Here is a 17,846-nt window from a genome sequence, read left to right on the forward strand (position 1 = left end):
TTCTTTGGTAATCCTTTGCAGGCGGATTATTTTGCTTCGTTGTGGGGCAGCACTGAGAGGCGCTCGCGCTCATCGTCAGCGGATGTTTGACTGCTGGGCGCAGCTGGCGCCAGCGTGTAATCGAGTTGTACCTCAACCCCTTTGCTGGCCTTGGGCTCGTATTGCCATTGGTTCAGCGCATCGATTGAAACCTGATCGAACACGCCTTCGGGCTCAGATTTAATAATCACCACATTGGATACTGCGCCTTTGGCATCGATATCGAATCTTGCCTGCACATAGCCTTCTACACCTTCTTTTGCGGCGTTAATGGGGTACTTGGGCTCAATGGCAACCACCAGCTTGCTGAGGTCTTTGCTGTCGCCAGCCATGGCCGGAGCCTGCGCCCAAATACCTAAGGCGGCCACCAGTGCCAGTGGTGTCAGCAGTGATGCGGCGCTGAAACCCTTGCTGTGTTTAAGCTGCATGATTCTTTGTTTCATGGTGTGTTTATCTCCATAGTGGTGTGAAAGCGGCTGCCAACTCCGGGCAACCGTGGCGGCATTACCAATAAGCGCTCGGCCATAGGCAATGCGGTCGGCCTGGCTGAGTTCGATGGTGACATCGGCGTCGCAGGCCATTTCCTGATCCTGTCTGAAGCGGCGATACGCCAGCAGGCACAGGGGGTTAAACCAACACAGACACAAGAGCGCCAGCGCCAGTAAGTTGCAGTGCAAGTCGCCCCGGCGCCAATGGCTGAGCTCGTGGGCGAGAATAAGCTGCTGATCTTTATCGCTGAAACGTGTCTCGAAACAGTCAGGCAGCACAACAGTGGGGCGAAACACGCCAAACACAAAGGGGCCCTCGGTTTTGCTGGAGGTGAGCAAGCGCGCGCCTGTGCTCTTGGTATCGACTGCAGGTTTGGCGAGTCTTATGAGCTTGGTGAGGCGCAATAAGCTTAAGCCGATGACCGCGAGCGCAATCAAAAGACCTGCGATATAAGCCGCGCTCAGCCAGTCGGTTTTGCTGGCGCCGTGGGAAAGCTCGCCCAAAGTGACTCGATAGGTCTCCATGGCGCTGTTACCGACGGGGCTTGCCACAGGGATAAGCAGCGCCAGCAGCAGTACCGGCACACACAGCCACAGGCCATATTGGAAGCGGGCACCGAAGTGCTCAAGTACCCAGGGGCGCAGCAGCAGAAGCACTGCCAGCAGCAGTGTCAGTGGTGGCGTGAGCCTGAGAATGAGCTCAATCATGCTTTTGCTCCTTTTCCCACGCATCGATAAGCTGCTTAAGCTCGGCAACATCCTCTTGGGTCAGCTTGTTGCTGCCGGCAAAGCCCGCCACCAGTGGCGCCAACTTGCCGCCAAACACCCGCTGGATAAAGCTTTGGCTCTCCTTACGTTGGTATGAATGCTCCGCAAGCGTTGGGAAGTACAGATAGGCGCGGCCATCCTTTTTAAACCCCAGCGCGCCCTTATTCACAAGCCGGTTTATCAGGGTTTTAACGGTTTTTTCATGCCATTCGCCGCCTTGGTTAAGCGCCTCGACTATGTCGTTGGCACTGAGAGGCGCCTGCTGCCACAGCACCTTAAGTACTTCCAGTTCGGTGGGGCTGATGTCTTTTAATTCGGGTTGAGTCATGGCAATGCCTGCACTTTTGATTACAGATGTAATACCAAACCTATTACAGTTGTAATCGTTATTGCAAGCATAATTTTTAAGCAGGCAGTCTGGTATGCCTTCGCAAGCTATTGCGCGGCTGTGCAGCGCAGGCCCTTTAAGTGTCCTGAGTTCAGCGCCTTGAGCGCGCGGGTTTTAGCATCTGGATTGCAGGCAGGCTTTTGCGTGTTGAACGCATATTGATTTCTGCGCCATATGCGGGCCCTGGCGTTTGTGAGCTTGGCTCAGGCACTGACATCGACAGGCTTTTATCGTAAAGTAAGTCGGTATTTTGCAGTATCAACGGCCATTGTGCCTTTGATTTAAAGGAGGTTTTGCCGTGGCTGAAAACGAGTACAGTGAAAATGGCTTCTGGCGCAAGGTGCGGGATTTCGCCAGGCAAGCCGGCCGTGAAGTGATTGAAAAGGCGCTGTGGCTTTACTATGCCGCCCAGCGGCCGGAAACCCCTGCCTGGGCTAAAACCGTTATCTTCGGTGCGCTGGGCTATTTTATTACCCCGGTGGATGCTATTCCCGATCTGACTCCCTTGATGGGGTTCAGTGATGATTTGGGTGCCTTGGCAGCCGCGCTGACCATGGTGGCAGTGTTTATCGATGATAACAGTCGCAGTAAAGCCGCCGAAAAGGTGGATGCCTGGTTTGGAGCTGAAGGCGCATCGGCGTCTGAAGTCAAAGCCGAATCTAAATCTGAGTCAAAGTCAAAGTCAAAGCCAGAGCTGGACGCAGAATGAAACCGGGCCGCTGTGATAAGCCCAACAGTTTGATTTCATTTTGCTTTACAAATTTGATCCCATGCGGGGTGGATTCTTTGCCGCTCAACTATTCCCGTTTATTCGGCGCGGGGCTATAGTGGTGCCGTTTTGGATATTGTGATCCGACCTGTTTGCCCGAAGCAGAACGCTCCTGCCAGATGATAGAGCAAAGTTCCTGCCCGTTTAGGTGTTTGTCATGCGTAAGCAACAACTTGAATTTACTTATATGCGCGCCCTGGCCATTTTATGGATTGTGGCGGGACACAGTCTTTACAACGCCGGGCTGGGATTTCCGGTCACTATAGAAAACGTGCTGCGCGGCGGTACGGCGCTGTTTGTGTTTATCTCCGGTTACTTTTACCACCGGATTTTTCATCCGCGCATGGTGTACAAAGAGTTCATGCTCTCCAAGGTTCGCAACGTGTTGCAGCCGTTTTTATGGGTGTCGCTGGTGGGGATGATCCTGCTGGTCTGCCAGTGGGCATTTTTGTACAACCGGCCGCCGATTGAGCTTGCCAAGGGTGTGTATTACACGGTTCGTAACGGCTACATCCTGTATCCGCACTGGTATATCCCGTTCATCATGGCGGTATTTGCCATCTCGCCGGTATTCTCGGCCTACATTCGCTTAAGCCCCGCGGCGCGCTGGCTTATTTTTGCCGCCCTGTGTCTGGTATCGATATTTATCCACCGGCCGATTGGCAACATCAACGTGCTGCATTCGGTGGTGTATTTCACCCCGTTCTATCTGATGGGGATTTTGTACTCTGCCCATGAAGACTGGCTGAAAAGCCATGCTGCGCCGCTGCTTGCTGCGGCGGCCGTTGGTACTGTGGTCAGTGTGGTGATGCAGCAGTTGTCCGGCCATCACGGTAACTACCATAAGCTTGCCTTTGATTGGGGCGGTATCGACTGGCAGTTTATTCAGAAGTTTTCGCTGTGTGTGTTGGCGGTGGGTTTCTGTTTGTGGCTGTCGCATCAGCCGCTTAAAGAGCGCACTCAAAGCGCGCTCAATGCACTGGCGGAAATGAGCTTCCCGATTTTCTTTATCCATCCGCTGTTCTCCATCCTGTTCGATACCATCACAGGCGCGATGCATTTCCGCCTGGCGGCAGGAAACCCCTGGACAGCCATGGCGTTGTCGGCATTTATTTTTGTGTTCCTGATGGTTGGCAGCGTAGTCACCGCCCGAGCCATCAAGGCGCTGCTGAAGGATAAGTCCCGCAGTGTCATTGGTTGGTAACCCACAAAGGCCTTAAGGGCGGTGCCCTTAAGGCTGAATTCACCCCCGGCTGTTAGGCTGACCGTTTTGATGGGGAGAAAATAATGAATAAGCGATTGATAATATTGCCGTTGATCTTTGCAGCAGGCACTGCTTCTGCCAGCACGCCGCAGCAGGATTTTTTTGATTCACTCAAGGCCTTATGCGGTAAAGCCTTTGAAGGCAAGGTGGCCCGCAGCGATTCGAGCGACAACGCCTTTGCCAAATCACGACTGGTTATGCATGTGCGTGAGTGCGGCGACAGCGTCATCAAGGTGCCGTTTCATGTGGGCGAAGACCATTCCCGTACCTGGGTTATTACCCGCACTGACGCAGGCCTTCGTCTCAAGCACGACCACAGACATCAGGATGGCAGCGAAGACAAGGTGACCCAATACGGCGGCGATACTGCTGATATCGGCAGCGCCCGCTGGCAATCCTTTCCGGTGGATGCCGAGTCGATTGCCAATTTCAAAGCCAACGGGCTCGACAAATCCGTGACCAACGTCTGGCATCTTGGGCTTAATCCTCAGGTGTTCAGCTACCGTTTGACCCGCGAAAACCGCGATTTTCTGGTGGAATTTGATTTGACCAAGCCGGTCGAACTGCCGCCGGCGCCCTGGGGCCATGAGTAATAAAAAGCTCGGTTGAGTGATTAAAAAAGGCGACCCTCGGGTCGCCTTTTTGCTGCCGGCAAAGCCAGTTACCGAGTCATTACTTGGCTTCGTAATTGAACTTTTGCCCGGCCAGCGCGGCTTCAAACATCAATCCGCCCTTGGCGGCGGTGAATACGGCCATGCCATGGATATAGTTGGCTTTGGCTGACTGAGCGCCGCCGGACTGACCGGCGCTCGCCGAGTTGCCCGTGGTCCCGGCCTGGGCGCTGGCGCCGGCGTTAATCGCGACCGCCGAGGCCTGACCGCTGAATTCAAAGGTGCCGCTGGTGAAATCGTTAAAGGCAGCTTCATCTTTAAAGAAAATGATTTCACTGTAGGCCTGACCGCCAAGCTGCAGGCCTATCGACAGTTGGGTCATGCTGGAGTTGCCAACATGCACGCCAGCGCGAAATACCCGGCCCTTGCCGTAGGCGGCGCCTATACCTATGCCGCCCTTGCCAATGGTCGGAAACAGCGCGTAGCCGTAGGCGTTATCAAAAAACTTTTTGGTTTCTGAGGCCTGCTTAAAGTTTGCCATGGCTTCGGCGTAGCTTTGCTCATCGGCGGCAAAGGCCGGCGTCATGCCGAGTAACAGCAGGGTTCCAAGCAACAAACGTGTCAGTGATTTCATGGGTTTTCCCCTGTGTGGTAACGTCAAGGTGTTCTTGCCGAGCATATAGACCAGCGCGCAAAAGGGAATAGCACAGGGCAAAAAGCATGCTTTTCACTGCCTTTTCACACTGGCAGTCTTTTGGCATTTACTGTCTTTTCACAATACAGTCGTCTGAACGTCCCAGCCCTATGGTGCAATCCAAGGAGAGCTAGCGCCTTAAGTCATTCTCGCTTTCTGTTTTGCTATTCTGCGCAGGGCGCTCCTGCAGCAGTTCCTGCAGATAATTAAGCTCATCGGCACTTAGCAGCTGGGAGCTGCTTTTTTGCGCGAGAGCAGGCGGCAGCGCCAGCCTCCCGCGCAGATACGCGGCGTGTGTGATTCTGTTCAGACCGTAAAATGCCAGCAAATACAGGCTCAGCAGCAAAATTACCCGTGGCAGCATCAGCATCAGTTCGCTGACGCCATCGCCAAAATACACAGGCACCAGGGTCAATATCACCCGCACCAGCCAGTTGAGCATCAGCGCCATACACAGGGTCAGCAGCCAACGAAAACGTATGTCCTGCAGGCTTTCGGCGCGGGCGCGCTTGCTGCGGCTCCAGTGTTTGGCGAGCAGCCGGAAAATCAGTAAGTAATAAATGCAGGTTTGCAAAAACAGCAGCACGGTGAGGGTGGCGGCAAGCGGCGTGTAATCTGCAAGTGACAGCTTGCCGGGCTCGCCGGCGCGCATCAGCCCGGGCTCAAGCCATTGATCCAGCCCAACCCAGACCGCCACCAGTGGCGCGGTAAGGTAATGCAGCGGCGACATGTGCTCATCGTCACTTAGAGAGCGGCGGCAATAGTGATACAGCAGCGGCATCAGCAAAAAATAGCCGGGAATAAACAGGCTGTAGACCAGCGGCATTGGCAGGCTGACGGTTTCACGGCTAAGCAAACCCGAAAAAAACGACAGCGACAGCAAGGCAAAAATGCCCGCCAGCAAGTGGTGAGTGCCATTGGCGGCGCGGTAGATATAGCGTAGATAAAGCGCGAGGCCGAGGCAGTGAACACCGCCCAGCAGCGATAACCAAAAAAAGCCCTGCTCGAGAAACTCGGTCATGGAGGTGACTCATTCCGTTGAAAAATCCAGCGACTGCCTTGTTGTAACTTATCCGCAGCGTTGGGGCAATCCTGCCTTATTCTGCCTTGGCTTGTTGTAACCTTTGGTGGCGGTTTGATGCATCCTTGGGGGGCTTGCCCGGCGCGGGTTTACGCTCAAGCAACAAATGGCGGATGGCAAGAATAGGGTGGGGCAGCAACATGCGCGGGCCGGCGTAGCGCATGATAGTGCGGGCAAGCTCCCGGGGTTCGGGCTTGTAGCAGTGCACAGGGCACTTGTTGCAGGTGGGTTTTTCCTGACCGTAGGGGCAGCGATCGAGGCGAACCCTGGCATACTCCAGAAAGGCGCTGCAGTCGCTGCAAAGCTGCTTGCTGCCATGATGATCCCGGCAGTAAATGCCGACCATGGCGCTGATGGTGGCAAATTCCCGCCCCAGATTACCGTCCAGCAACAGCGTTTCGCTCATGACCAATACCCAAGTTGATTGCTTGGTTTTTATCTTAGTCCCCGCCCGCTCTCAACTCAAAAAACGATAGCCAAAGCATGAACAGGCGCACAAAAAGCAGCTTTTGAAAAGTTGCCATCCAATGGACTTTTAACGGATTTTGATAGATAAATGCTTGATCCTTGTGGGTGAATTGCTCTAATAATAACCACTTATATGTCGGTCTTGCATGGAGATCGGGTTTTGAACAGGGCGCGCGGGACGCCTGCGAAACACAGGATACAGTCATGAAAATCTTAGTGCTCATCCTCCTGGTTCTGGCCGGGATCTTTTTGTACCAGCGGGCCAAAAGTCTGGCCACCTCCGAGCGTAAAGGGCCTGCGCCCGAGCTAAAGCCAAAGCCAGAAGCAGAGACAACGTTCGACGCAGATGCAAAGCCAGAAGCTGAGACAAAGCCGGAAGCAACTGTAACGCCAGAGACCAGCAGCGAAGCTGCACTCAAGGCTGACAGCAAGGCGGCTGAGACTGACTCTAAGCCAGTTGCTGAACCCGCAGCAGAGCCTGCTGCTGTTACTGAAGCTGAACAGGCCGCAGAATCCGCTGCGCCTAAGGCCGAGTCGGCAGCTCCTAACAAGGAGTCAGTTGCTGTTGCAGATAAGCCAGCACCAAGTCAGTCAGCAGTTGAAGCCCAATCCAAGCCTGAGCCGGTGGCGGAGTCCAGGGTAGCCGCTGAGCAAAATACTTCATCTGCGCCACAATCGTCATCCGAATCGAAGTCCTCATCCGAGCTAAAATCCTCATCCGAGCCGAAACCAGCAGCCGAGCAAAAAGCGGCGCCTTCAATTCCTGCCTTTGCCTCCGGTGCGCTGGCATCGGCGCTTGCTGCCTATCATGGCGCCGATTCTGCGGCTGCGCGCCTCGTGCAGCTGCAAGCGGTCATTGCCGAGTGTTATCGGCAGCGTAAAGACGCCGACCACCTCAGCCTTGGCGCCTCCTTGGGCGATGACGCGGCCAAACTTCTCCTTGAGCTTACCGGTAATGGCACCGAACTTGCCAAGGGCGTTGAGCTAAAAGGCGCGCTCTTTATGCAGCTCTCGACGCTTCTCAATGACAAGGGCGAGTTTGATGCGGCCATTGCCCTTTGCCGTCAGGCGCTGGCACTTGGCCTGTCCGATGGCACGGTTACCGGGTTTGAAGGGCGGATCAGCCGGATTGAAAAGGCCAAAGGCAAAGCCGGCGCCTGATGAGTGCGGGGCTGGTAACTGCTGGCCCGTGCGGGATAAAATGCAAGGCGGCGCGTTGGGCGCCGCTTTTTTATTGCCGCGGCTTTTGCTTGTTGCTGCATCTATGGATGCAGCGTTGGTGACAAACGCAGGCCACGGCATACGGGGATTGAGAATGTACCTAAAGTCCTGCTTGCTCATGATTGCGCTGCTTGTCGCCGGGCTGCAGCTTGGCGGCTGCACCCAGGCGGGGCAGTGGACGCTCGCTTACCGCGATACAGCCACAGGCTCGGCCTGGCAGTACAGCGAAGTCGCCGGTTTTTATCAGACTCTGGAGCAGTGTCAGGCCAAGGGGGATGGTCTGGTGCGCCTTGGGGGCGATAAGGGCGAGTATCTGTGCGGTAGCGACTGCAAGGCTGAAAATGGGCTGCTGACCTGCCAAATCAGCCACGCCGGCAAGGCGGGAGATGTGCAATGAAACTTCATCAAATCACGCTCGACCGGGCAAATTTAAGCCTGGCTATTCAGGGCGATATCGATGTGGACCATTTTGAGCAGTTTGCTGAGCCGCTCGCGGCCGCGCTCGATTGCCGGGTGCTGGAGCGCCAGTGGGGCGCTGACCGTCATCAATGGCTGCTCGACTTTGAAGGCTGCCGCCTGTGGCTTAATTTTGAGTTTTATGGTGATGTGGCCTGGCTTGCCAGCGACCGCGAGCAGGACTGGGAAGTGCTTGAGTTTCTTGCCGGATTACTAAGGCCTCTGTGCCGCGGAGCCCAATCATGAGCAGTGCCTTTCATTTTCAGGAACTGACGCCGGATACCATATTGGATGCCATTGAATCTGTAGGCATTTACCCCGAAACCGGCCTTATTCCGCTCAACAGTTTCGAAAACCGCGTTTATCAGTTTCGCTGCGATCGCGCCCAGCGTTATGTGACCAAATTCTATCGTCCTGAGCGTTGGAGCGACGACCAGATACGGGAAGAGCACGCCTTTGCCGCCGAGCTTGCCGACGCCGAGTTGCCGGTGGCCGTGCCTGTGGCAATCGATGGCAAAACCCTGTTTGAGTTTAAGGGATTCCGCTTTGCGCTGTTTCCGTCCCTCGGCGGCAGGCCGTTTGAGATGGATAATCTTGACCAGCTTGAAGCCATTGGGCACCTGCTTGGCCGCATGCATCAGGTGGGGCGGGTAGCGCCTTTTGGCGAGCGTGAGCATATCGGGCCGCACTTTGCCCGTCGCGCTTTGACTGTGCTTGAGGAATCGACTCTGGTGCCCGGCCATCTGCATGCAGAGCTTTTGAGCGCCGCCAAAACGTTGACCCAAGCCATTGAGCAGCATTGGTTTGAGGCCAAGGCTCTCAGGCTTCATGGCGATTTGCACCCGGGCAACATCCTGTGGATGCCTGATGGCCCTGGCGTAGTTGACCTTGACGACGCCGTCACAGGTCCAGCGATCCAGGATCTGTGGATGATGCTCTCAGGGGATGATAATGACCGGCGCTTACAGCTCGACACCCTACTGCTGGCCTATGAGGAGTTCAGCGATTTTGACCACAGGGAGCTTAAGCTGATTGAGCCGCTTCGGGGCATTCGTATGCTGCATCATATGGCGTGGGTGCTGCGCCGCTGGGATGACCCGGCATTTCCGCAGCATTTTCCGTGGTTTGAGGATGAGAGTTTCTGGCAGCGTCAGTGCCGGGAGCTTATGCAGCAATGTCAGCTAATTGCGGCGCCGCCGCTCAGTTTGCAGCCATTCTGATGTCTTTTGTAACACAAAGTTGAACTCTGGGCTTGAGCTGGCATCAAAAAGCGTATTAGTTTAAGCATCGCCGCTCAGTGGTAAGTTTTATTTGTTATTAGGTCCCAAGGACCCGCAAACCAAGGAAACAAGATGAAAAAAGCTCTGCTGATGGCAGCCGCCCTGCTGGCTCTGCCCTTTATGTCTCTGGCCGCCGATTACAAGGAAGGCGTACATTACGAAGTGATCAACGAAGGTCCCGGCAGCGCCAAGCCTGAGATCACTGAGTTTTTCTCTTTTTACTGCCCACACTGCTACAACTTTTCCAAGACTGTGGTTCCTATGATCGAAGCCAAAAAGCCGGAAGGTGTGGCGTTCAATCAGGCGCACGTGGATTTTATCGGCCGTGAAATGGGCCCTGAAATGTCCCGCGCGTTTGCCGTGGCACACCAGCTGAAAGTGGAAAAGAAGATGGAGCAAGCCCTGTTTGCCGCCATCCACGATCAAAAGCAGCACTTCACCAGCCGTGATGACGTGCGCGCCCTGTTTGTGGCCAACGGCGTTGCTGCCAAAGACTTTGACGCTGCTGCCAACTCCTTTATGGTGAACGCGCAGATGTCCAAGATGAAGCGCGACACCGAAAACGCCAAGCTGTCAGGTGTGCCTGCACTGGTGGTTAACGGCAAGTACCGCGTGATGAACGACAACATCAAGAGCTACGATGAAATGCTCGACATCGCCTTCTTCCTGGCGAACAAGAAAGACTGATTGACGTCGGTCGGTAAAATCACAAAAAGCGCCTCTGGGCGCTTTTTTTATGCCTTGAGAGCAGGCGATAGGGATGATGTTAGCGGCGAGCGGGCAAAAAAAAACCGTACTCCCTGGTCGCAAGAAGCACGGCATAGAGCCAGATGGCTCAGTTTTACCCTGAGTAACGCGCTAAATGTAGCAAGGCGTCATAGACTTGGCAAGCGCCAGAGAATTGACGGATGAAAAAAAGATAATTTCTGTTGGCGATAAATCAGCAGCTTACGTTAACGGAAGACAAAATTTACAAATTTCTGCTTCAAGGGATGAAACTTGGCTGGTAAAACAGATGTCGAACTACTGTAATCCATAATAACCAGAACAAGTACAGGAGGGGTCAAGTGAGAGTTTTTCCTGTTTATGCTCCCAAACTCATCGTCAAACACGTACGGATTTTTTTGACGGGGGTTATCTGGGTAAAAGACCTGGGACGGCTGGAGTTTGAAAAAGGAAAATTTTTGTTGCCCAGAAAAAGCCTGCCTCAGGTAAAGCAGGCGATTCTGGAACTGAATGAGCTGATTGAAGCTCAGAATCAGGAGGCCAAAACGGCCTGATGTGATGCGGGTCAGTCAACCTGGTTATTCAGCAAACCAACAAGACCGGTGATCTTGTCATTCCAGGAGCTCAGCTCCTGTTTCAGGGTTTGGTTTTGCTGTGCCAGGTTGGCAGACTTTTGTTTTTCTTCCTCAAGCTCCATTTTCAGAAGCTCCAGGGTTTCCAGTGTGGTCTGGATTTTAGATTCCAGCTGGGACAGTAATTCAAGGCTCATGGGAAAGGTCCTGTAAAGGGTCTGGATAGAGCCAAGATTCTAGCAGGCTCGGCCCTTCGGACCTAGCGTAAATGCGCATTTTCGGCCTTTTGTTGACGATTTTTCCCACGCCGCCACGGCTTTCTTTGCCTTGTGTTCTTGGGCGGTTATTCTGTGTGCTATCCCGGTAAAAACCTTTGCATGGATGTATACAGTTTGCTCGAACTTTTCCCGCTTATCCTGACCTTGGTGCTGGCCCTGTGGCTGCGTCATACCCTGATTGCCCTCGGCGCCGGTGTGCTGTGCGGCGCGCTGATTGTCGGCGACTTTGCGCCGCTCCCAAGCCTTGAATTTTTGCTGCGCGCCGCTGCTGAGCTTGTGTATCGCGACGGCAGTTGGCGGCTTTGGAATATCAATGTCATTCTCGCCATGGTATTGCTTGGCGCCATGACTGCCGTATTGGCTCGAAGCGGCGTGGTGGCGGACTTTGGCCGGGCACTGGCGCTGCGCCTGCGTGATGCGCGTCAGGCGCGTCTTGGCATAGTCGGCCTTGGTTTTTTGGTGTTTATCGATGGCATCTTTAGCTGCCTCGCTGTGGGTAATGTCGGGCGTCCGATTGCCGGTCGTTACGGCATATCGCCGCCGCGGCTTGCTTATCTTGTTGATACCACGGCCTCACCGCTCTGTTCTCTGGTGCCGGTGGCGAGTTGGGGGCCTTATGTAATGACGCTGCTTGCAGCGCTGAGCTTCCTGCCTGTCACGCCCTTTGAGGCCTTTGTCAGCATCGCCTCGATGAACTTTTATGCCATCGCCAGTCTGGTGCTGGTGCTGGTGGGCACCTGGCTTAATTGGGGCTGGCGTTTTGATGAAACCGCAGTAACAGACTTAGCTTCTTCAGCTGAGGCGGATTCCAGCGCCGGGCCTGCGCGGCTGTGGCCATTGTTGGTGCCGCTGCTTGGGCTCCTTATCAGCGCTTTGCTGCTGATGCTCTACTCTGGAATGCAGCTTGCCACTAAGCCCGGTATCGCAGCTGCGCTGATGGCCGCCGATATCGGCAGCGCCATGCGCTATGCGGCCGCCATCGCCCTGCTTCTTGCGCTTGGGGTAAGCGTCTTTCACGGGCGTGGCACCAAGGTGTTGGCCGACCTGGTGGTTGGCGTAAAAGGCATGGGCTTTGCGCTCGCGGTGTTGCTGCTGACCTGGATGATGGGCGCGGTTATTCAGGCGCTTGGCAGCGCCGAGTTGATTGCTGGGTATGCCCGTGAATTGCTGTCGCCGTCGTTACTGCTTGCCGGGGTGTTTGTCCTTTGCGCCATTATGGCCTTTGTTACCGGCACCAGTTGGGGCACCTTTGCGATTATGATCCCCCTTTGCACCGCGGTGGCCCACGCTCTGGCGCCAGAGCTGCTTCTTGGCGCGATTGCCGCTGTGATGGCGGGGTCTGTGTTTGGTGACCACTGCTCGCCGATTTCCGACACCAGTGTGCTCAGTGCCAGCGCCAGCGGCTGCACGGTGCACGACCATGTGGTGACCCAGTTGCCCTTTGCCCTGATGGCGGCGGCATCGGCACTGCTCGGCTTTGGGCTGATGAATCTTGGGGTGTCTCAGTGGCCTTCGCTGCTGCTTTGCCTGCTGTTTGCGATGCTGCTGCTGAAACTCTTTGATTGGCGCCAGCAACGCAGCATGGCGCTTTTGTCTGGCTGAAACCGAAAATTACTCACGCAGCCGAGCGGGCATTGGGCTCGCTTAGCCGTTAGAATAGCGGCCAGTTTATTCAGGTTTTTTAAGGAGACACCATGAGCATTATCCGTATGGACACCGGCGCGCGTATGAGCAGCATTGTCATTCATCAGGGCACTGTGTACCTGTGCGGTCAGGTGGCCAAAGACAAATACGCCGACATCACCACCCAAACTCAAACCATGCTCGAAGAAGTAGATACCCTGCTTGCCCAGGCAGGCAGCAGCCGTGAACATCTGCTGAGCTGCACCATCTATTTGAAAAACATGGCCGATTACGATGCCATGAACGCAGTGTGGGATGCCTGGGTGCCAACGGGTCATGCGCCGGCGCGCGCCTGTGTGGAAGCCGCGATTGCCGAGCCTGAGTATCTGGTGGAAGTATCTGTGGTGGCAGCGCTTAAAAGCTAAAGGCGTTCAGGGGCTTATCAGGATCCGGCCGAATTCGGCCCCTTCGATATCCGGCGTGATGGCAATGATGCGATCAAGCCGGATGGCGCGGCTCGCGGTGGCGGTTTCAACCTGCAGCCATTCGCTTTTGTCGGCACGGGTCTCGAGGGTCACAGCCCGGCCGTGGATCCGGCCTTCGTCTTTAAGCTCCAGCAGCAGCGGGTAGCGCCGGATGCAGGCAAGCTCCAGAAAGTCATAGTGGCCGCAGGCGATGCCTCGATATGTTTGCATAAATCCTCTTCTTTTTATTGTATTGCAACTACTTGCGTTGCTATTTCTGATGTCGCTTAGTCTATCCCCGCTTAAACCTTAGCCCTTATCGCGCTGTTTTCAAGCACTAAGCTGAAATTGCCCGCAGCGCACGCCGGTCTGCTGTGGTATTCCCGATAGCTGTTAATGGTGCTGCCAATGTCACTGCGAATGATGGGTCGCTACGAATGATGCCGGCCATGCTTTTTCCTATGGCTTTGCTGCTTATGCTGGCCGCAATCCCGCTGCCGCGTGCTGCGGCGCTCGAGTTTCAACGCCAGAGTGATAACAAAGCGCCTGTAATTATCGAGCTTTACACCTCCCAGGGCTGCAGCAGTTGCCCGCCGGCCGAAGCCTGGCTGTCGGAATTTGCCGGGCAACCCGCGCTTTGGCAGCGCTACTTTCCGCTCGCCTTTCATGTGAGCTACTGGGATTACCTTGGCTGGAAAGACCCCTTTGCCGACAGCCGTTTTGGCAAGCGTCAGTATGCTCACTGGAATCAAAAGCACAGCAAGGGCGTGTACACACCGCAGATTTTTATCACAGGCAAAGAGTGGCGCGGCGGTGAGGTTTCTGTTTTGAATGAGGCAGTGGCAGCAAGGTTAGCGCTCAGCATCAGCGACGATAAACTCAGCGCCGACTATGAGGGCAAAGCGGCGACACTGAATGTGGCGCTGGTTGGCGTTGGCATTCGCACTCAGGTGGCGCGGGGCGAAAACCGAGGCAAGTTACTGGCGCAGGACTTTGCTGTGTTGTCGCTGCAACGCTTTGAAAATCAAACGCCAAACGCTGCGCAAAGCCGGTTTGGCGGTGAGTTTACGTTGAAGATAAGCGCATTTTCGCAAGTGGCACCGAGACTCGCGCTGGTGGCCTGGACCGAGCAGGATATGCGGCCGCTGCAGGCGGTCGGTGGCTGGCTGCAGCCCTGAGCCTCTGATTAAGCCCAGAGCCTCAGAGCCAGCCCTGATTTGTAAAGGCTGCGACCTCTTAGCAAACGAGTGATGAGGATAGTGCCTTGTACTGACCGCCGCTTTGTGGTGTCGTAGGCGGACTTTTCAGTTCAGGGAGGATGGCGCGTGAAGATCCAGACAAAAGCCGGGCAAACAAACATTTCCGGGGGCCGACCATGAAACTGCTGCTGGTCCACGGCTGGAGTGTTATCGACACCAACACTTACGGCGGCCTTGCCGATGCGCTCGCCAGGTTTGCCCCGCCCGGGCTTGAGCTCGAAATCAGCCACATTTACCTTGGCCGTTACATCAGTTTTGATGACAACGTGCGCATGGACGATCTTGCGCTTGCCTTTGAGCGGGCGCGGCGCGAGCTGCTCGGCGATGAGCCGTTTTCGGTGATTACCCACTCCACTGGCGCGCCTGTGATGCGAAGCTGGCTTAAGCGTTATTACCCCAACTCGCTTGCGACCTGCCCGCTGCGTCACCTCATCATGCTGGCCCCGGCCAACCATGGCTCGGCGCTGGCGCAGCTTGGCAAGTCGCGTTTGGGGCGGATTAAAGCCTGGTTTGATGATGTCGAGCCTGGGCAGCAGGTGCTTGACTGGCTTGAACTTGGCAGCGAAGGGCAGCGGCAGCTGAGCGATTATTGGCTCGGCCAGTCGCCGGTGGCCGAAGGTGTGTATCCTTTTGTGATTTCAGGCGAAACCATCGACAGCAAACTCTATGACTTTCTGAACAGTTACACGGCTGAACCCGGCAGCGACGGAGTAGTGCGCCTGGCTGCAGCTAACCTTAATTACCGCGCGCTGACCCTGCGCGAAGTGGATTGTGAACCCCCTGTCGCAAGCGACGGCGCTATTGCCTGCGTGCCCTTTGAGCTTGTCAGCGAGCGCGTTGCTCCCGCCTGTGCGTTTGAAGTGCTGCCAAAGGCCAGCCACAGCGGCAGCAAACTTGGCATTATGGCCTCGGTCAGTAGCCGCACCAAAGAGCCTCAGACGGTGGTCAGCAGTATTCTTGCCTGCCTTAAGGTGGCAACACCCACCGACTACGAGGCTGAAATGGCCGCCATGGCCGGACGCTCTAAGCAGCGCGGCGCCCGCTATTGTCAGCTGGTTATTCGGGTATGGGACGATGAAGGCCATAGCGTGCCCGACTTTGACTTTTTGCTGCTTGGCGGCCCCGACTACGACCCCAACCGCTTGCCCAAGGGCTTTTTTCAGGACAGGCAAAAAAACCAGCGTGTCGGCAATGCGCTGACCCTGTATCTCAACCACGACAAAATGCTGAAACTGGCTGAGCAGTGCTGGGGTTTTCGAATTGTGCCCCGCCCCGATAAAGGGCTGTGCCATTACCGGGCGGCAGAGTATCGCGCCTGCGCCAGCGTCGCCGATGAACTCAAACCCAATCAAACTCTTATGCTTGACCTTGTACTGAAGCGGCGGGTGCATGCCAATGTGTTCAGTTTTACGCAGGAAGGCGGCGATTTCAGGGATCTTGCCAAGGTATAGAGGTGGACTGGCCGAGCGGCAGAATATACTGCTGCCACTGCTTGAGTTTACCGATGATTGTGCGTATAACGAAAGTTGTGATGCAAAAGTATTACAGCTTGAAAGCGGTTTTGTAACATCATCGCGGTGCAGTCACGGCGGTCAATGCCTCAGTGTAAGGCGGTTGGCCGGGTGTCAGGCGGTGGGTCTCCAGTTCAGAACAGGAGTCGGCAATGCAATCCATCTACAAACCCCTGGCAGCAGCGGTCACTCTGGCCCTGTGCACCGGCGCTTACGCGGCAGAGCAAGCGCGTTATATAGTCAAATTCAAAGAGGGCAAGGGCCCGAGCGTGATGGCGCAGCTTAACGCTCAGGGCGGCAAGCTGGCGCTGGAGCTCGATTCAGTCAACGCTGCGGCTTTTATGTTGCCCGCGCAGGCGGTAAAGGGGCTGGCGAACAACCCCAACGTTGAGTATGTCGAGCCGGACGTGAAACGCTTCCCCATGGCGCAGCAGGTACCCTACGGCATCCCCATGGTGCAGGCCGATCAGGTCAGTGACAGCGCCACCTCCAATATGACGGTGTGCATCATAGACTCAGGCTATGAACTGGCACACGAAGATTTATCCGGCAATCAGGTTAGCGGCACCAATGACGCAGGTACAGGGAACTGGTTTACCGACGAAAACCACCATGGCACCCATGTCGCCGGCACCATAGCCGCCATGAATAACAGTGTCGGTGTGGTCGGGGTTAACCCCAATGGCCATCTTAACCTGCACATTATCAAGGTATTCAATGCCGATGGCTGGGGTTACTCTTCAACTCTGGTGTCAGCGCTGGACAAGTGTAAGGTCGCTGGGGCCAAGGTGATTAACATGAGCCTTGGCGGCCCGCTCAAGAGCCGTACCGAAGACACCGCCTTTGCCAATGCCGAAAAGGCCGGGATTATCTCGGTGGCGGCGGCCGGCAATGACGGCAACACCCGCCACTCGTACCCTGCATCTTACAACTCGGTCATTTCAGTGGCCGCCATCGACAGCAACAAGGTAGTTGCCGATTTTTCGCAAAAAACCAGTCAGGTTGAATTGTCCGGCCCCGGCGTTGGGGTGTTGTCCTCTGTGCCCATGGGTACAGCGCTGGTGGCCAGTGCCAATGTGGGCGGCAGCAACTACGACGCAATCGGCATGGATGGCTCGCCCACCGGCAGCGCCTCCGGCATGCTTGCCGACTGCGGCACAGGCGAAGCCACCTGCAACGCCAACGGTCAGGTGTGTCTTATCCAACGCGGGGTAATTTCCTTTGCTGATAAAGTACTTGCCTGCCAAAACGGCGGCGGTATTGCTGCCATCATCTACAACAACGTGGCCGGTGCGCTGAACGGTACCCTGGGCGGTGTGGCAACCACTATCCCATCGGTTGGGGTTACCGATGTTGACGGCCAGGCGATGCTGGCAAACGTCGGCAGCCTTGCCAGCGTCAATATCACCAATGGCAACTATGCCCTGTTTGACGGCACCTCGATGGCGACGCCCCATGTGGCAGGTGTGGCGGCTTTGGTGTGGAGCCAGTATCCCCAGTGCAGCAACACTCAAATCCGCGCGGCGCTGCGAGCCACGGCTGAAGATTTGGGCGTAGCGGGCCGTGACGATGCCTACGGCTATGGCCTGGTGCGGGCGAAAGCCGCAGTCACCTATCTTGCCAATGGTTGTGACGGTGGCTCAGGCTCCGGCGGCGGTGGTGGCGGCACCTGTAAGGGCCGCAACTGTAAATAACGCATTTGTTATGCTGTTGTCAGCAGTGCCGATGTCAGCAGTGCCGTAGAAACTAAAGCTGCTGAAACTTAAGCAGATGTAACATAAGCAGATGTAATTTAAGCAGATGTAACGAACGCGCCTGTCACTCAGCGCTGAGCTGGTACCGCTGAGGTGTCGGTATAAAAAACCGGTCTTTGACCGGTTTTTTGT

General features: G+C 55.6%; 20 protein-coding genes and 1 pseudogene. 14 read left to right on the forward strand and 7 right to left on the reverse strand.

Features of this window, described 5'->3' with window-relative positions:
* Positions 1-26: 26 nt before the first annotated feature.
* Positions 27-1,235 carry a M56 family metallopeptidase gene (locus tag KJI95_RS12625; RefSeq protein ID WP_214507558.1) on the reverse strand — a complete coding sequence of 403 codons (1,209 nt, stop codon included), beginning with the start codon at positions 1,233-1,235 and terminating at the stop codon, positions 27-29.
* Positions 1,228-1,623 (reverse strand): BlaI/MecI/CopY family transcriptional regulator, encoded by a 396-nt coding sequence (locus KJI95_RS12630; protein WP_214507559.1) that lies wholly within the window; start codon positions 1,621-1,623, stop codon positions 1,228-1,230. Before KJI95_RS12630 ends, KJI95_RS12625 begins: the two co-directional genes overlap by 8 nt.
* 358 nt (positions 1,624-1,981) lie before the next feature.
* Between KJI95_RS12630 and KJI95_RS12635 the strand changes: the two are divergent.
* The 3 genes and pseudogenes from KJI95_RS12635 to KJI95_RS12645 form a co-directional block, all read left to right on the forward strand.
* Positions 1,982-2,305 (forward strand): annotated as a pseudogene (locus KJI95_RS12635) (YkvA family protein); the annotation flags it as partial.
* Positions 2,306-2,609: 304 nt separating this feature from the next.
* Positions 2,610-3,656 (forward strand): acyltransferase family protein, encoded by a 1,047-nt coding sequence (locus KJI95_RS12640; protein WP_214507561.1) that lies wholly within the window; start codon positions 2,610-2,612, stop codon positions 3,654-3,656.
* An 83-nt stretch (positions 3,657-3,739) separates the two neighbouring features.
* On the forward strand, positions 3,740-4,309 hold the full coding sequence (locus KJI95_RS12645; RefSeq protein ID WP_250885801.1) for a hypothetical protein: 570 nt from the start codon (positions 3,740-3,742) through the stop codon (positions 4,307-4,309).
* A 79-nt stretch (positions 4,310-4,388) separates the two neighbouring features.
* Here KJI95_RS12645 and KJI95_RS12650 read toward each other — a convergent pair whose 3' ends face one another.
* The 3 genes from KJI95_RS12650 to KJI95_RS12660 all read right to left on the reverse strand — a co-directional run bounded on the left by KJI95_RS12650 (position 4,389) and on the right by KJI95_RS12660 (position 6,508).
* Positions 4,389-4,961, reverse strand: a complete 573-nt coding sequence (locus KJI95_RS12650; RefSeq protein ID WP_214507562.1) for a YSC84-related protein — start codon at positions 4,959-4,961, stop codon at positions 4,389-4,391.
* Positions 4,962-5,151: 190 nt separating this feature from the next.
* Entirely contained in the window at positions 5,152-6,042 is an 891-nt protein-coding gene (locus KJI95_RS12655; RefSeq protein WP_214507563.1) for a hypothetical protein, read from the reverse strand.
* A gap of 76 nt (positions 6,043-6,118) precedes the next feature.
* Positions 6,119-6,508, reverse strand: coding sequence for a nitrous oxide-stimulated promoter family protein (locus KJI95_RS12660; protein WP_214507564.1), 390 nt, complete (start codon positions 6,506-6,508; stop codon positions 6,119-6,121).
* Positions 6,509-6,774: 266 nt separating this feature from the next.
* Between KJI95_RS12660 and KJI95_RS12665 the strand changes: the two genes are divergently transcribed.
* The 6 genes from KJI95_RS12665 (at position 6,775) to KJI95_RS12690 (ending at position 10,807) form a co-directional block, all read left to right on the forward strand.
* On the forward strand, positions 6,775-7,731 hold the full coding sequence (locus KJI95_RS12665) for a hypothetical protein (protein WP_214507565.1): 957 nt from the start codon (positions 6,775-6,777) through the stop codon (positions 7,729-7,731).
* A 154-nt stretch (positions 7,732-7,885) separates the two neighbouring features.
* A complete protein-coding gene (locus KJI95_RS12670) occupies positions 7,886-8,188 on the forward strand; it encodes a hypothetical protein (RefSeq protein WP_214507566.1) in 303 nt (100 codons plus the stop codon).
* Positions 8,185-8,493, forward strand: coding sequence for a DUF3630 family protein (locus KJI95_RS12675; RefSeq protein WP_214507567.1), 309 nt, complete (start codon positions 8,185-8,187; stop codon positions 8,491-8,493). Before KJI95_RS12670 ends, KJI95_RS12675 begins: the two co-directional genes overlap by 4 nt.
* On the forward strand, positions 8,490-9,467 hold the full coding sequence (locus KJI95_RS12680; protein ID WP_250885802.1) for a serine/threonine protein kinase: 978 nt from the start codon (positions 8,490-8,492) through the stop codon (positions 9,465-9,467). Before KJI95_RS12675 ends, KJI95_RS12680 begins: the two co-directional genes overlap by 4 nt.
* Positions 9,468-9,599: 132 nt before the next feature.
* Positions 9,600-10,214, forward strand: a complete 615-nt coding sequence (locus KJI95_RS12685; protein ID WP_214507568.1) for a thiol:disulfide interchange protein DsbA/DsbL — start codon at positions 9,600-9,602, stop codon at positions 10,212-10,214.
* A gap of 380 nt (positions 10,215-10,594) precedes the next feature.
* On the forward strand, positions 10,595-10,807 hold the full coding sequence (locus tag KJI95_RS12690) for a DUF1107 domain-containing protein (RefSeq protein ID WP_214507569.1): 213 nt from the start codon (positions 10,595-10,597) through the stop codon (positions 10,805-10,807).
* 11 nt (positions 10,808-10,818) lie between these two features.
* Here KJI95_RS12690 and zapB read toward each other — a convergent pair whose 3' ends face one another.
* Positions 10,819-11,022 carry a cell division protein ZapB gene (gene zapB, locus KJI95_RS12695; protein WP_214507570.1) on the reverse strand — a complete coding sequence of 68 codons (204 nt, stop codon included), beginning with the start codon at positions 11,020-11,022 and terminating at the stop codon, positions 10,819-10,821.
* A 180-nt stretch (positions 11,023-11,202) separates the two neighbouring features.
* On the opposite strand from zapB, the gene KJI95_RS12700 reads away from it, so the two are divergent.
* The gene (locus KJI95_RS12700; RefSeq protein ID WP_214507571.1) at positions 11,203-12,705 is read left to right on the forward strand and encodes a Na+/H+ antiporter NhaC family protein; all 1,503 of its coding nucleotides are present in this window, start codon (positions 11,203-11,205) and stop codon (positions 12,703-12,705) included.
* A 92-nt stretch (positions 12,706-12,797) separates the two neighbouring features.
* Positions 12,798-13,151 carry a RidA family protein gene (locus KJI95_RS12705; RefSeq protein ID WP_214507572.1) on the forward strand — a complete coding sequence of 118 codons (354 nt, stop codon included), beginning with the start codon at positions 12,798-12,800 and terminating at the stop codon, positions 13,149-13,151.
* 6 nt (positions 13,152-13,157) lie between these two features.
* Here KJI95_RS12705 and KJI95_RS12710 read toward each other — a convergent pair whose 3' ends face one another.
* A complete protein-coding gene (locus KJI95_RS12710) occupies positions 13,158-13,421 on the reverse strand; it encodes a Rho-binding antiterminator (RefSeq protein WP_214507573.1) in 264 nt (87 codons plus the stop codon).
* Positions 13,422-13,639: 218 nt separating this feature from the next.
* Between KJI95_RS12710 and KJI95_RS12715 the strand changes: the two genes are divergently transcribed.
* From KJI95_RS12715 to KJI95_RS12725, 3 genes are all read left to right on the forward strand, one after another.
* On the forward strand, positions 13,640-14,368 hold the full coding sequence (locus KJI95_RS12715) for a DUF1223 domain-containing protein (protein ID WP_214507574.1): 729 nt from the start codon (positions 13,640-13,642) through the stop codon (positions 14,366-14,368).
* Positions 14,369-14,565: 197 nt separating this feature from the next.
* Positions 14,566-15,900 (forward strand): esterase/lipase family protein, encoded by a 1,335-nt coding sequence (locus tag KJI95_RS12720; RefSeq protein ID WP_214507575.1) that lies wholly within the window; start codon positions 14,566-14,568, stop codon positions 15,898-15,900.
* Positions 15,901-16,112: 212 nt separating this feature from the next.
* A complete protein-coding gene (locus tag KJI95_RS12725; RefSeq protein ID WP_214507576.1) occupies positions 16,113-17,654 on the forward strand; it encodes a S8 family serine peptidase in 1,542 nt (513 codons plus the stop codon).
* Positions 17,655-17,846 lie beyond the last annotated feature (192 nt).

The organism is Shewanella jiangmenensis (assembly GCF_018596335.1).
In the GTDB taxonomy this organism is placed as follows: Bacteria; Pseudomonadota; Gammaproteobacteria; order Enterobacterales; family Shewanellaceae; genus Shewanella; species Shewanella jiangmenensis.